Origin of the sequence: Mesorhizobium sp. B2-4-3, from assembly GCF_006442815.1 — a bacterium.
Taxonomy (GTDB): domain Bacteria; phylum Pseudomonadota; class Alphaproteobacteria; order Rhizobiales; family Rhizobiaceae; genus Mesorhizobium.
On record NZ_VFVL01000021.1, the window covers coordinates 1 to 13,889 of the forward strand.

Sequence of the window (13,889 nt, forward strand, 5' to 3'; positions counted from 1 at the left end):
AGTTCATCCATCACTCTTGACCACGGTCATAAGAGGGTCTGCGCTCCGCTTCGCGTCGCTCCGCCCTAGAATGACGATGTTACGGCAGGGCGCGCCACGACTACTTCCCTGCGGTCCCCACCGTTTCCAGCGTCTTCGGCGTGGTCAGCCGGCCATGGCCCGAGACGGCGTTGCCGGCGTCCGGCGCCAGCCGCATGAAGGTGATCGATGCCGCCGCTGAAACGGCCGCCACGATGAAGAAGGCGATGTGGAAGTCGCTGAGCGTAAGCGGTCCGCCATGGATCGAGGTCGACACTTCCAGGATGCCGCCGGCGAGCGCTACGCCGAGCGCGATCGACAGTTGCTGAAAGACAGCAACGATCGGCGTCGCCTTGCTGGTGTCGGTGGTCGAGACTTCGGCGTAGGAGAGCGCGTTGACGCCGGTGAAGAACATCGAGCGGATGAAGCCGCCGACCAGGAGGATCGCCAGCATCAGCGCATAAGGTGTCTGCGGCGTGAACAGGCCGTAGATGGCGATCGAAGCGGCCGCGACAAGCGAGCCCCAGATCAGCACCCGACGGAAGCCGGCGAGGCGGAAAAGCAGTGCCGTGACGAACTTCATGCCGATGGCGCCGATCGCCGAGACGAAAGTGATCATGCCCGACTGGAAGGGCGTGAGCCCGAAGCCGATCTGGAACATCAGCGGCAACAGGAACGGCACCGCGCCGATGCCGATGCGAAACAGCGAGCCGCCGAGCACGGAGGATCGGAACACTTGGTTGCGGAACAGCTCCAGCGCGAGCAGCGGGTTCCTGGCGCGCCGGGCATGGAGGAGATAGAGCACGCCCGAGACCACGCCGACGACGACGGTGATGAAGCCCGCCATCGGCGGCAGCGCCGGCAGGCTGATGACGGAAAGGCCGAACACGACGCCGGAAGCGGCAAGCCCCGAGAGCACGAAGCCTGGGAAATCGAGCGGCGGCGTCTGGGCGGCCTCCGTCTCCGGCAGATAGCGCGTGGCGAGCCACATGCCGATCAGGCCGATCGGCACGTTGATCAGAAAGATCCAGTGCCAGGTAAAATAGGTGGTGATGAAACCGCCGATCGGTGGGCCGACCAGCGGACCGACCAGCGCCGGCACGGTCAGCCAGGACATTGCCGCGACCAGCTCGTTCTTCGGCGTGGCACGCACCAGCACCAGGCGCCCGACCGGCGTCATCATCGCGCCGCCCATGCCTTGCAGGAAGCGCGACACCACGAAAGCCGGCAGCGAATTGGAAAACGCGCAGGCGACCGAGCCGGCGATGAAGACGCCGATCGCGGCGCGAAAGACGGTCTTGGCGCCGAACCGGTCCGCCATCCAGCCGCTGATCGGAATGAAGATCGCCAGCGACACCAGATAAGCCGTCAGCGCCAGCTTCAGCGCGATCGGGCTGGTGTGGATGTCGACGGCGATCGCCGGCAGCGACGTCGCGATCACGGTCGAATCCATGTTCTCCATGAAAAGTGCGACCGCCAGGATAAGCGGGATGATGCGGTTCAAGGGAAGCGCCCTGATTTGTCTTCGCGATTCTAGGCCCGGCTTGGGGGCGAACCGGTGCGACCGGGCGGTTATCATGCCTCGGCCCGGATGTCGCATTAAATTGCTGTCACTTTTGCGCGACCGCAACCACTGGTAGGGCAATTTTTCGGCGGAATGTCGTTGTACCGGGCGTCGCGCAACGACCCGCTTTTCAACCGCGACAGGACGTGTTACCAGCCAGCGCCAATCCTGAAAGGGAAGATGAGAGTCGGCGCTGGCCAATCGGCCCAGCGCCTTTTCCGCATTCAAAAGGACTGGCCATGGCAAAAATCATCGAAACGTCCACCGGCGCGCTGGCGCTGACCTTCGACGACGTGCTCTTGCAGCCCGGCCACTCCGAAGTCATGCCGGGCGAGACCGACATCCGCACCCGCATTGCCGGCGACATCGATCTCAACGTGCCGATCCTGTCGGCGGCCATGGACACCGTCACCGAGGCGCGGCTGGCCATCGCCATGGCACAGGCCGGCGGCATCGGCGTCATCCACCGCAATTTCTCGCCGTCCGAGCAGGCCGAGCAGGTCAGGCAGGTGAAGAAATTCGAGTCCGGCATGGTGGTGAACCCCGTCACCATCGGCCCCGACGCAACGCTCGCCGACGCGTTGGCGCTGATGCGCACCTATTCGATTTCGGGCATTCCAGTGGTCGAGAATGGCGGCACCGGCGGCCACACGGTCGGCCGGCTCGTTGGTATCCTCACCAACCGCGACGTGCGCTTCGCCTCCGATCCGGCGCAGAAGGTCTACGAGCTGATGACCCGTGAGAACCTGATCACGGTCAAGGAGAATGTCGACCAGGACGAGGCCAAGCGCCTGCTCCACAAGCACCGTATCGAGAAGCTGGTGGTGGTCGACAGGAAGGGCAATTGCGTCGGCCTGATCACCGTCAAGGACATCGAGAAGTCGCAGCTCAACCCGCATGCCACCAAGGACGCGCAGGGACGCCTGCGCGCCGCAGCCGCCACCAGCGTCGGCGACGACGGCTTCGAGCGCGCCGAGCGCCTGATCGACGCCGGTGTCGACTTGCTCGTCATCGATACCGCACACGGCCATTCGCAGCGTGTGCTGGATGCCGTTACCCGGGCGAAGAAGCTGTCCAACTCCGTGCGCATCCTTGCCGGCAATGTCGCAACCGCCGATGGCACGCGGGCGCTGATCGATGCCGGCGCCGACGCCGTCAAGGTCGGCATCGGCCCGGGCTCGATCTGCACCACCCGAATCGTCGCCGGTGTCGGCGTGCCGCAGCTTTCGGCGATCATGTCGGCGGTCGAGACGGCCAGCAAGGCCGGCGTGAGCGTGATCGCCGATGGCGGCATCAAATATTCGGGCGATCTGGCCAAGGCGCTCGCCGCGGGCGCAAGCGCAGCCATGATCGGCTCGCTGCTTGCCGGCACCGACGAGAGCCCGGGCGAGGTCTATCTGCATCAGGGCCGCTCCTTCAAGGCGTATCGCGGCATGGGTTCGGTCGGCGCCATGGCGCGCGGCTCGGCCGATCGGTACTTCCAGGCCGAGGTCCGCGACACCCTCAAACTGGTTCCGGAGGGCATTGAAGGGCAGGTTCCCTACAAAGGACCTGTGGCTGGCGTGCTGCACCAGCTTGCAGGCGGCCTGAAAGCCGCTATGGGTTATGTGGGTGGACGTGACCTTGCAGATTTCCGCGAGCGCGCCACTTTTGTGCGCATATCCAATGCCGGACTTCGTGAAAGCCACGCCCATGACGTCACGATCACCCGCGAAAGCCCCAATTACCCGGGCGGACTTTGATCGGGAGGCCGATCGGTCCGACCGCCAGCGGGGACTGTGGCGTGGCTTGAGCGTGGCGGTTCTGCGGCTGTCGCGGCACGCGGCGGCGCTCTCTATTGCCTCGATCGCGCTTTTCCTCGTCATGACGGCGCTGGAGTTTCTCTATTTCCAGCGCTTGAGCGGTGGCTTGGCCGCGCTCGACATGCGTGTCGCCGGCTTCACGCCCGACGAAGGCATGGCGTGGCTCACCGCGCTCGGCCGTCGCGGCGGCGAGATCATCATCGTCTGGCACTATTTGACCTTCGACCTTTTGTTCCCGGCGCTGCTGTCGCTGACGCTGGTCAGCCTCATCCTTGCCTTCGGTAGGCGGCTCGGCACCTTCCGCGCCATGCCGGCGCAGCTGCAAGCTCTGTTCGCGCTCGTGCTGGTGCTGCCCTATACGGTCGCCGACTATGCTCAGAATTTTGCCCTGGCGCGGCTGCTCTCCGATTTCCAGCTGGCCAACCCCGATTCGCTGGCCTTCGCCTCTTCGCTGACCGTCACCAAATTCGCGCTGCTGGCCATTCCATTTTTTGTCGTCGCATTCTTCGCGCTGGCCGGGCAGCGGCGGCGCTGACGGGAGGAGAGGGCGCACATATGCACCAGACCGCCATCTTCTGGCCGATGCTGGCGCATGTGCTCCTAGTCTACATCGTCTATCTGGTGATGTTCAAGCGGCGCTATCTCGCCGTGAAGTCCGGCAAAGCGAAGATCGGCCAGTACAAGGTCCGCTCCACCGAGCCGGCCTCGAGCGTCACAGTCGCCAACAACCTGATCAACCAGTTCGAGCTGCCGGTTCTCTTCCACGTGCTTTGCTTGGCGCTGTTCGTCACCAACGGCGTGAACTATCTGACGCTGGCATTGATGTGGCTCTTCATAATCACGCGCTATGTGCACGCCTGGGTGCATCTCGACAGAAACTATGTGCTGCACCGCAGCCGCGCCTTCTTCCTTGGCGCCGGCATACTTTTCGTTGCCTGGATATGGTTCGCGCTGCACTTGCTGGGGGCGGTGTGACTCCCCCTTCTCCCCTTGTGGGAGAAGGTGTCGCCGAAGGCGACGGATGAGGGGTGTTCCAGGGAACACCAGCCTCTCACTCCGCTGGAACACCCCTCATCCGTCTCGGCGCTGCGCGCCGATCCACCTTCTCCCACAAGGGGAGAAGGAAGAGGCGCTACAGGTCGAACACCGCGATCCTGCGCTTGTCGAACTTGATGCCGATCTCGCCGCGCACCAGCCTCAGCGCCTGCTCGCCGAAAACGGCGCGCCGCCAGCCCTGCAGCGCCGCCACGTCGGCTTCGTCGCCCTCGGCGGCGATGCGGTCGATATCGTCGCTGGAGGCAAGCACCTTGGTGGCGACGCCTTCCTTCTCCGCGACGATCCTGAGCAACACCTTGAGAAGCTCCGACGCCGCGCTCGATCCTTCCGGCGGCTGGACGCTTTTCGGCAGTTTCGGCATCGCATCCTTGGGCAGGGCAAGGGCGGTGTTGACCGCGCCAAGCAGCGCGGTTGCCGTCGCGGAGCGCTCCCAGCCCTTCGGCGTGGTGCGCAGCTTGCCGAGCCCCGCCGCGTCGCGCGGCGCCTGCTGCGCGATCTCGTAGATCGCGTCGTCCTTGAGCACGCGCCCGCGCGGCACGTCGCGCTCGCGCGCCTCGCGCTCGCGCCAGGCGGCCACCGCCTGCACGATCGCCAGCTCCTGCGGCTTGCGCAACCGCATCTTCAGCCGCTTCCAGGCATCCTCGGGATGCGGATCGTAGGTCTCGCGCGAGGTCAGGACATCCATCTCCTCGTTCAGCCAATGGGCACGGTCCTCGCGCTTCAGCTCGGCGCTGAGATGCTGGTAGACCTCGATCAGATGGGTGACGTCGGCGAGCGCGTATTCGAGCTGCTTGTCGGAGAGCGGCCGGTGCCGCCAGTCGGTGAAGCGCGAGGACTTGTCCAGCCGGGCTCCGGTGACCTTCTGGACGAGCTGGTCGTAGGAAACGCTGTCGCCGAAGCCGCAGACCATCGCCGCCACCTGGGTGTCGAACACCGGATGCGGCACCAGATCGCCTAGGTGGACGATGATTTCGATGTCCTGGCGCGCCGCGTGGAAGACCTTCAGCACCGCTTCGTTGGCCATGAGCCGGAAAAACGGTTTCAGGTCGATGCCGGGCGACAACGGATCGATAAGCGCCTCAATCCCAGGCGCGGCGATCTGGATCAGGCAAAGGATCGGCCAGAAGGTCGTCTCGCGGATGAATTCGGTATCGACGGTAACGAATTCCGACTTTTCGAACGCCGCGACAACGCTCTCGAGTTCTTCTTGTGTGGTGATGACCTGCATCAAATCGCTTTTGGCACAATATTAGGCCTCTTTCAATTTCAGCCGCGCGCGCTTTCGTCAAGCGCCACGACGTCGTCACGCACCGCTAGTTTCGCTCGATGGCGATATGCGATGGCCCGGCGGGGCGGTTCAGGCCTCGCCGGCTTGCGCCTCCAATCTTTGCCTTGCGATATCCGCGACTTTGGCTGATGGCCGCCGGCCAAGCGCGCCGGCTGTGGCCAGGCTGAGCACGATGAACGGTATGCCGATGCCATAGGCCGAGCGGATGCCCCAGTGGTCCGAGACGAAGCCGAGCAGCGGCGGGCCGAGCAGGAAGGCGACGAAGGAGATCTGCGACAATGCGGCAACGTTGATCGCGGCGGAGCGGCCCGTCATCTGGGCGGCCGCCGAAATCGCCAGCGGAAAGATCGCGCTGCAGCCGATGCCCATGAGAGCGAAGCCCAGCATCGAGACGAAGGGCAGGGGCGAGAAGAAGACGATCAACACGCCGGCAGCCATCGTTGCCAACAACACGCGCGCCACGCCGCTCGGCGAGTGGCGGTCGACGAAGCTGTCGGCGAAGAAGCGTGTCGCCGCCTGCGAGAAGGCGAACAGCGCCACGGTGATCCCGGCAACGAAGGGCCCTGAGTCGAACACGGTGCGCATATAGATTGCCGACCAGTCCATGCTGGCGCCTTCCATCAGCATGGCCGAAAGCGTCACCGCGACGAGGATGAGGATCGGCAGAGTCGGCCGGGCGAACATCGGCGCTTTGTCGCCAGACGTGGCGAAGCGGGCGGGCGCCGGTTGGAAGCCGCGGAGGAACAGCGCCATCGCAACCGCCACCATCGGCACCACCAGCGCCAGATGCAGTTGCGGCGACAAGCCGAGATGCGCCAGCGCGCCGCCGAACAGGCCGGCGCCGAAGAAGCCGATGCTCCAGAAGGAATGCGCCCTGTTCATGATGCGGCGTTGGAGCAGGAACTCCGTCCTGTCGGCCTCGACATTCAAGATGATCTCGATGCTGCCGATCATCAGTCCGACCGGAAGCAGCATCAGGAACAACGCAGCCGGGCCCGGCGCGTGCACCGCGGCGGAATAGGCAAGCGCCAGCAGCGGCACCAGCCACAGCAGCGCGCGGCGAAAGCCGACGCGCTCCAGGATCGGCGTCGCCAGCGTCAGCGCGATCAGCGTGCCGATCGGCGTGCCGATCAGGGCGAGTCCCAGCGTGCCGTCCTCGATCTGCATGGCATGCTTGATGTCGGGCAGGCGCGGGAAGATGTTGCCCATGGCGAAGGAATAGATCGCGAAGCCGGCATAGACGCGGTGCTGCGGAGCGAGTTTCAGGCCAAGGGTCATCACGGGCAATCCAACATGGAGATTTTGCGCGGGCGACCTCTCGGGTCCGCCGGCGACTCCGTTTCTTGCATAAACAGGCAAAACATGCAATAACGTGTATAAACAAATAGGATCGTGCATGCTCACCGAAGAACGCCACCAACTCATTCGCGACCGGCTTGCGGCGGACGGAAAGGTGCTGGCGGGAGAGCTCGCCAGCCGTTTCGGCGTGTCGGAAGACACGGTGCGCCGCGATCTCAGGGAGCTCGCCAAGGCGGGGCAGCTGCGCCGCGTCTATGGCGGCGCGGTCACCTCGGCGCCCTTTGCTGCCGCGACGCTCAGCCAGCGCAGCCGTCATGCGGTGGAGGAGAAGACGCGGCTCGCCAGGGCAGCGGTTGGGCTGCTGAGCGCGGGGCAGTCGCTGTTCATCGACGGCGGCACGACCAATGAGGCAATCGCCAGGGCGCTCCCGCGCGACATCCAACTGACCGTCGCCACCAATTCGCTGGGCGTCGCCTCGGCGCTCACGGACCTTCCCCTGGTCGAGCTGATCGTGCTCGGCGGCCGCTATGTGCCCGATCTCGGCACCTGCGTTGGGTCCGATACGCTCGCCGCCGTGGCGCAGCTCGGCGCCGATCTGTTCTTTCTGGGCTCCTGCGGGCTGGATGCCGCGCGCGGCGTCACCGCCTTCGATTCGGCCGAAGCGGAGGTGAAACGCGCCATGGCGAAAAACAGCGCCGGTATCGTCATTGCCGTCACCAACGACAAGCTTGCCACCGCCGCACCCTATCGCGTGGCGGGGGCGGATGCGATCCGCCATCTCGTGGTGGAAAAGACCGCTCCTCCCGTCACGCTCGCCGCTTTCCAAAGCCAGGGTGCCCAGGTCCACTTTGCTTGAGTGGCCGCGGCAGCGCGCCTGTGTGACCGCTTGCCTTGACAAAGCCGGCCTCTCATGCGCTTTTCGCGCCAATTTTCGAGCCGGGCCGATGCCCGCAATTTCCGGACTTTACCCATGACCACGCATCGTTACCGCAGCCACACCTGTGCCCAGTTGAGAAAGAGCGACGTCGGCAATTCCGTCCGCCTGTCGGGCTGGGTGCATCGCGTGCGCGACCATGGCGGCCTGCTCTTCATCGACCTGCGCGACCATTACGGCCTGACCCAGATCGTCGCCGATCCGGATTCGCCGGCCTTCAAGGTAGCCGAGACCTTGCGCGGCGAATGGGTGATCCGCGTCGACGGCGAGGTCAAGGCGCGGCTGCCGGAAACCGCCAATCCGAACCTGCCGACCGGCGAGATCGAGATTTTCGCGCGCGAGATCGAAGTGCTTTCGGCGGCCAAGGAGCTGCCGCTGCCGGTGTTCGGCGAGCCGGATTACCCTGAAGACATCCGCCTGAAATACCGCTTCCTCGATCTGCGCCGCGAGACATTGCACAAGAACATCATCGCGCGCACCAAGATCATCGCCGAGATGCGCAAGCGCATGGGGGAGGTCGGTTTCACCGAGTTTTCGACGCCGATCCTCACCGCCTCGTCGCCGGAAGGCGCGCGCGACTTCCTGGTGCCGTCGCGCATCCATCCCGGCACCTTCTACGCGCTGCCGCAGGCGCCGCAGCAGTATAAGCAGCTGATCATGGTCTCCGGCTTCGACCGCTATTTCCAGATCGCGCCCTGCTTCCGCGACGAGGATCCGCGCGCCGACCGCCTTCCGGGCGAATTCTACCAGCTCGATCTCGAGATGAGCTTCGTCGAGCAGGACGATGTGCTCTCCACCCTGGCGCCGGTGATGACGTCCGTCTTCGAGGCTTTCGCCAATGGCAAGCCCGTCACCAAGGAATGGCCGCGCATCCCCTATGATGTTGCCATGCGCAAATACGGCACCGACAAGCCGGACCTGCGCAACCCGATCGTGATGCAGGCGGTTTCCGATCATTTCCGCGATTCCGGCTTCAAGGTCTTCGCCAACATCCTGGCCAATGACGCGAAGGCCGAGGTATGGGCCATCCCGGCCAAGACCGGCGGCAGCCGCGCCTTCTGCGACCGCATGAATTCCTGGGCGCAGGGCGAGGGGCAGCCTGGCCTCGGTTACATCTTCTGGCGCAAGGAAGGCGAAAAACTCGAAGGCGCCGGTCCGCTCGCCAAGAACATCGGCGAGGAGCGCACCGAGGCGATCCGCCTCCAGCTCGGCCTTGCCGACGGAGACGCCGCCTTCTTCGTCGCTGGCGACCCGAAGAAGTTCGTCTCCTTTGCCGGTGCGGCGCGCACCCGAGCCGGCGAAGAATTGAACCTCGTCGACCGCGACCGCTTCGAGCTCTGCTGGATCGTCGACTTCCCGTTCTTCGAATGGAACGAGGACGAGAAGAAAATCGACTTCGCCCACAATCCGTTCTCGATGCCGCAGGGCGGCATTGACGCCCTGACCAACCAGGAGCCGCTCGGCATCAAGGCCTTCCAGTACGACGCGGTCTGCAACGGCTTCGAGATCGCATCCGGCGGCATCCGCAACCATCTGCCGGAAACCATGGTCAAGGCCTTCGAGATGGTCGGTCTGGATCGCCAGACGGTCGAGGATCGCTTTGGCGGCCTCTACCGTGCCTTCCAGTATGGCGCGCCGCCGCATGGCGGAGCGGCATTCGGCATCGACCGCGTCGTCATGCTTTTGGTCGGCGCCAAGAACCTGCGCGAGATCACCATGTTCCCGATGAATCAGCAGGCCTATGACCTGCTGATGAACGCGCCTTCGGAAGCCACCCCGCAGCAGCTGCGCGAGCTGTCGCTGCGCGTCGCTGTGGCGAAGAAGGAAGGCTAAAAGCCGTAGCCAAGATATTCTTTTCGCTACAAGAATCGCCTTCAACAAGAAGAGCCCGGCATCGCTGCCGGGCTTTTCTTTGGAACTGACTGTCCGATCAGTCCTGGTTCGCCTTGACCTTGACGCCAAGCGTCTTCGGCAGGTCGAGCGGGTTGGACATGGCGCCGGCCATGATCAGCGCGAACGGCACCGACGACGGCGGCTCGGCCGAGATTTCCAGGCTCTTCGGGTCGTCGAGGAAGGTGTTGACGGCGGCCGACACCTCGGCCGTCAGCTCGGGATTGTTGAGCTGCGCCATGCCGAACGGCACGATCGCCTTGGCCTGGTTGGCGATGTCCTTACCTGACATGCCCTGCTGTTTGCCGACATAGTCGAGCACCTTGCCGGTCAATGAATCGTCCTCGAAGCGCACCGAGGCGCCGTTGAAGGAAAGCTGCTGCATCAGGCCGAGCATAGCCATGCCCTGCGCCGATTTGTCGGCACCTTCCGGCTGCGAGGCGAGCTGCTTCTGCATGGCCTGCATCGACTTGATGAAGTCGACCGTGTAGCCGCCGAGGTTGAAGGTCATGCCGAGCGTGCCGGCATTCTCGACCGAGACGTCATATTTCGACAGCTCCATCTTGCCGTCGCTCGGCTGCCAGGTGCCGGCCATCGCAATGTTGCCCGAGATGTTCTGGTAACCCAGCGCCTCGATGGCTTCCTTCGACTTCGGATCGTCGACCAGCGACAGGTCGGCGGTGAATTTTTCGGTATTGGCGGTGAAGTCCATCGCCTTGCCGTCGGCCGGCGGGGTGATCTGGACCGCAAGCCCGTCCATCGCGAACGCCGTCTTGTCGCCGACCTTGACCGTCATGTTGGAGAGCTCGGCCGACTTGTACATCATCAGCGAGCCGAGCGGATCGGTGCCGCCTTCGGCCGGGACCTTCATGTCGTGGATGACCACCGGGCTGAGGTTGAGCGTCACGCCATCCTTGCTGTGCTCGAAAGGCGAGGTCGAGAGGGTGGCGATCTCATAGCCGCCATTGGCTTCGCTGACCCCTTCCAGCTTCACGTCGCCGATCGGCAGCGCTTCCTTCTCGGCCGCCGGCTTGATGGAAACGCCCTGCAGCACGGCGTTCGAATCGTCGCCGGAGACGCCTGTCCAGGAAATCTCGACGCCCTGGGCGGCAAGGGTTGCCTTGATACGCTCGGCCACCGCCGGATCGGCGGCGAAGGCCGAATTGAGCGGCAGCGTCAGCAGAAAGGTCGAAAAGGCCAATTTCTTGAGCGTTGAGCGTTGGATTGTCATGGCGAGTTCCCTGTCCTGATTGGCTATGGTGAAATTGTTTTGAAATCTGCTCCATCACCATTCCGTGACGAACGGGACGGGAAAAAGGCATTTCCCGGCACATTTGTCGAAAATGGCGATGAAAGGCAAACGCCGGTCGGCAGCCATTGCTCGATGCGGTGAATTTGTCATGAAGGCCGCGGCCCCTTCCGCCTGCGTGTTGCATGCCAGATAGAGGCCGCATGTAACGGATTGATGTTGGCCGGCGTCATGATGCCGCCGCGGCCTGTTGCAGATCGGCGGCAAATTGCAGCCGCCGCGGCGCCGCTTCCGTGAAATCCTTCACACCGCCGGCGGCGTGTCTATAGCCGCGGCGAATGCGCCGACGTTCACGCGGCGCTTGCCGCGAATCACCCGCTCGGCTAGTCCAAATCCATGGGAAAAAGGCTTTTGCCGCCTGATGACAATGGCGGCGGCGACAAAATCGAACCGGTCGATCTGAAGGAAGCGCTCGAGCGGCGCTATCTCGCTTACGCGCTGTCGACCATCATGCACCGGGCGCTGCCGGATGTGCGCGACGGACTGAAGCCGGTCCATCGCCGCATCATGCACGCCATGCGGCTGCTCCGGCTCAACCCCGATCAGGGCTTTGCCAAATGCGCCCGCATCGTCGGCGACGTGATGGGCAAGTTCCATCCGCATGGCGACCAGTCGATCTACGACGCCCTGGTGCGGCTGGCGCAGGATTTCTCGATGCGATACCCGCTGGTCGACGGGCAGGGCAATTTCGGCAACATCGATGGCGATAACGCCGCCGCCATGCGCTACACCGAAGCGCGCATGACAGAGGTGGCGAGCGAGCTGCTTGCCGGCATCACCGAGGACGCGGTCGATTTCCGGCCGACCTACAATGAAGAGGACGAGGAGCCGTCCGTCCTGCCGGGCGCCTTCCCGAACCTGCTTGCCAACGGCTCGTCGGGCATTGCCGTCGGCATGGCCACCTCGATCCCACCGCACAACGCCGCTGAGCTTTGCGACGCAGCACTTCACCTGATCGAGCATCCGGACGCGCCGGTGGCGAAACTGATGGATTTCGTCCAGGGTCCGGATTTCCCGACCGGCGGCATCATCGTCGACAGCCGCGCCTCGATCCTCGAAGCCTATGAAACGGGCCGCGGCGGTTTTCGCGTGCGCTCGAAATGGGGGCAGGAAGACCAGGGCAGGGGCACCTGGAGCATCGTCGTCACCGAAATCCCTTACGGCGTGCAGAAGGCCAGGCTGATCGAGAAGATCGCCGAGCTTTTGATGGCACGCAAGCTGCCGCTGCTCGAGGACATCCGCGACGAGAGTGCGGAAGACATCCGCGTCGTCCTGGTGCCGAAGAGCCGCACTGTCGATCCCGGCATCCTGATGGAATCGCTGTTCAAGCTCACCGAGCTCGAAAGCCGCTTCCCGCTCAACATGAACGTGCTGTCGCGCGGCAAGGTGCCGAACGTCCTGTCGCTGAAGGGCGTGCTGAAGGAGTGGCTCGACCACCGCCGCGAGGTTTTGATCCGCCGCTCGAAATACCGGCTCGGCGAGATCGAGAAGCGGCTGGAAATCCTCGCCGGCTACCTGATCGCCTATCTCAACATCGACGAGGTCATCAGGATCATCCGCGAGGAGGATGAGCCCAAGCAGGTGATGATGGCCCGCTGGTCGCTCACCGACAACCAGGCCGAAGCGATCCTCAACATGCGCCTGCGCGCTTTGCGCAAGCTCGAAGAGATCGAGATCCGCAAGGAATTCGACCGTCTCACCGCCGAGAAGAAGCAGATCGAGGCCCTGCTGGCTTCCGACGCCAAGCAATGGTCGACGATCAAGTGGGAAGTCGCCAAGGTCCGCGACACGTTCGGCCCGCAGACCGAGCTCGGCAAGCGCCGCACCCAGTTCGCCGATGCGCCCGAGCATGACCTGACCGACATCGCGCACGCCATGATCGAGCGCGAGCCGGTCACCGTCGTTGTGTCGGAAAAGGGCTGGCTGCGCGCCATGAAGGGCCACCTGACTGACCATTCGCAGCTCACCTTCAAGGAAGGCGACAGCCTGAAGCTCGCCTTCCATGCCCAGACCACGGACAAGATCCTGGTCTTCACCACCGGCGGCAAGTTCTACACCATCGGCGCCGACCGTCTGCCGGGCGGGCGCGGCCATGGCGAGCCGATCCGCATCATCGTCGACATGGAGAACGATCAGGACATCGTCACCGCCTTTGTCCATGATCCCAAACGCAAGCTGCTGCTCGTCTCCTACGACGCCAACGGTTTCGTCGTTTCGGAGGAAGAGGTCGTCGCCAACACCCGCAAGGGCAAGCAGGTGATGAACGTCAAGGCGCCGGACGAGGCCAAGCGCTGCATTCCGGTGTCGGGCGACCATCTCGCCATCGTCGGCGAGAACCGCAAGATGCTGGTCTTCCCGCTGGTCGAAATCCCGGAAATGGCGCGCGGCAAGGGTGTGCGCCTGCAGAAATACAAGGACGGCGGCGTTCTGGACCTGAAGACCTTCACCCTGGCGACGGGGCTCACCTGGCAGGATTCGGCCGATCGCACTTTCATCAAGTCGCGCGAGGAGCTCGCCGAGTGGGTCGGAGCCCGAGCCGCCGCCGGCCGCATGGTGCCGAAGGGTTTCCCCAGGACAGGTAAGTTCGGGTAGCGCGGCCTTTTCCTTCTCCCCTTGTGGGAGAAGGTGGCTCGGCGCGCAGCGCCGAGACGGATGAGGGGTGCTCCAGTGGAGTGACACGTCTGCGTTCCCTGGAACACCCCTCATCCGGCCGAGCTTCGCTCGTCCAC

General features: G+C 64.1%; 10 protein-coding genes. 6 read left to right on the forward strand and 4 right to left on the reverse strand.

Going from position 1 to position 13,889, the window contains the following annotated elements; all coding sequences use genetic code 11:
- Positions 1-100: 100 nt before the first annotated feature.
- On the reverse strand, positions 101-1,522 hold the full coding sequence (locus FJ956_RS19345) for an MFS transporter (protein ID WP_140681888.1): 1,422 nt from the start codon (positions 1,520-1,522) through the stop codon (positions 101-103).
- Positions 1,523-1,821: 299 nt separating this feature from the next.
- Between FJ956_RS19345 and guaB the strand changes: the two genes are divergently transcribed.
- The 3 genes from guaB to FJ956_RS19360 are packed head-to-tail and all read left to right on the forward strand — an operon-like array spanning position 1,822 to position 4,359.
- A complete protein-coding gene (gene guaB, locus FJ956_RS19350; protein WP_140681890.1) occupies positions 1,822-3,324 on the forward strand; it encodes an IMP dehydrogenase in 1,503 nt (500 codons plus the stop codon).
- A gap of 46 nt (positions 3,325-3,370) precedes the next feature.
- On the forward strand, positions 3,371-3,919 hold the full coding sequence (locus FJ956_RS19355; RefSeq protein ID WP_246672178.1) for a hypothetical protein: 549 nt from the start codon (positions 3,371-3,373) through the stop codon (positions 3,917-3,919).
- Positions 3,920-3,939: 20 nt separating this feature from the next.
- A complete protein-coding gene (locus tag FJ956_RS19360; RefSeq protein WP_140681892.1) occupies positions 3,940-4,359 on the forward strand; it encodes an MAPEG family protein in 420 nt (139 codons plus the stop codon).
- 157 nt (positions 4,360-4,516) lie between these two features.
- Here FJ956_RS19360 and rnd read toward each other — a convergent pair whose 3' ends face one another.
- Both rnd and FJ956_RS19370 read right to left on the reverse strand, forming a co-directional pair.
- A complete protein-coding gene (gene rnd, locus FJ956_RS19365) occupies positions 4,517-5,668 on the reverse strand; it encodes a ribonuclease D (RefSeq protein WP_140681894.1) in 1,152 nt (383 codons plus the stop codon).
- A 129-nt stretch (positions 5,669-5,797) separates the two neighbouring features.
- A complete protein-coding gene (locus FJ956_RS19370) occupies positions 5,798-7,006 on the reverse strand; it encodes an MFS transporter (RefSeq protein WP_140681896.1) in 1,209 nt (402 codons plus the stop codon).
- Positions 7,007-7,124: 118 nt separating this feature from the next.
- Between FJ956_RS19370 and FJ956_RS19375 the strand changes: the two genes are divergently transcribed.
- Both FJ956_RS19375 and aspS read left to right on the forward strand, forming a co-directional pair.
- Positions 7,125-7,883 (forward strand): DeoR/GlpR family DNA-binding transcription regulator, encoded by a 759-nt coding sequence (locus tag FJ956_RS19375; RefSeq protein ID WP_140681898.1) that lies wholly within the window; start codon positions 7,125-7,127, stop codon positions 7,881-7,883.
- Between the two features lie 114 nt (positions 7,884-7,997).
- On the forward strand, positions 7,998-9,794 hold the full coding sequence (gene aspS / locus FJ956_RS19380; protein WP_140681900.1) for an aspartate--tRNA ligase: 1,797 nt from the start codon (positions 7,998-8,000) through the stop codon (positions 9,792-9,794).
- 97 nt (positions 9,795-9,891) lie between these two features.
- Here aspS and FJ956_RS19385 read toward each other — a convergent pair whose 3' ends face one another.
- Positions 9,892-11,082, reverse strand: coding sequence for a hypothetical protein (locus FJ956_RS19385; protein WP_140681902.1), 1,191 nt, complete (start codon positions 11,080-11,082; stop codon positions 9,892-9,894).
- 414 nt (positions 11,083-11,496) lie between these two features.
- Between FJ956_RS19385 and parC the strand changes: the two genes are divergently transcribed.
- A complete protein-coding gene (gene parC, locus FJ956_RS19390; RefSeq protein WP_140681904.1) occupies positions 11,497-13,752 on the forward strand; it encodes a DNA topoisomerase IV subunit A in 2,256 nt (751 codons plus the stop codon).
- The last annotated feature ends 137 nt before the right edge of the window (positions 13,753-13,889 follow it).

Bases quoted from the DNA above. Each gene is read 5' to 3' on its own strand.
- FJ956_RS19385 (WP_140681902.1), bottom strand. From the start codon at position 11,082: ATGACAATCCAACGCTCAACGCTCAAGAAATTGGCCTTTTCGACCTTT.
- guaB (WP_140681890.1), top strand. From the start codon at position 1,822: ATGGCAAAAATCATCGAAACGTCCACCGGCGCGCTGGCGCTGACCTTC.
- rnd (WP_140681894.1), bottom strand. From the start codon at position 5,668: ATGCAGGTCATCACCACACAAGAAGAACTCGAGAGCGTTGTCGCGGCG.
- FJ956_RS19375 (WP_140681898.1), top strand. From the start codon at position 7,125: ATGCTCACCGAAGAACGCCACCAACTCATTCGCGACCGGCTTGCGGCG.
- aspS (WP_140681900.1), top strand. From the start codon at position 7,998: ATGACCACGCATCGTTACCGCAGCCACACCTGTGCCCAGTTGAGAAAG.
- FJ956_RS19360 (WP_140681892.1), top strand. From the start codon at position 3,940: ATGCACCAGACCGCCATCTTCTGGCCGATGCTGGCGCATGTGCTCCTA.
- FJ956_RS19370 (WP_140681896.1), bottom strand. From the start codon at position 7,006: ATGACCCTTGGCCTGAAACTCGCTCCGCAGCACCGCGTCTATGCCGGC.
- parC (WP_140681904.1), top strand. From the start codon at position 11,497: ATGGGAAAAAGGCTTTTGCCGCCTGATGACAATGGCGGCGGCGACAAA.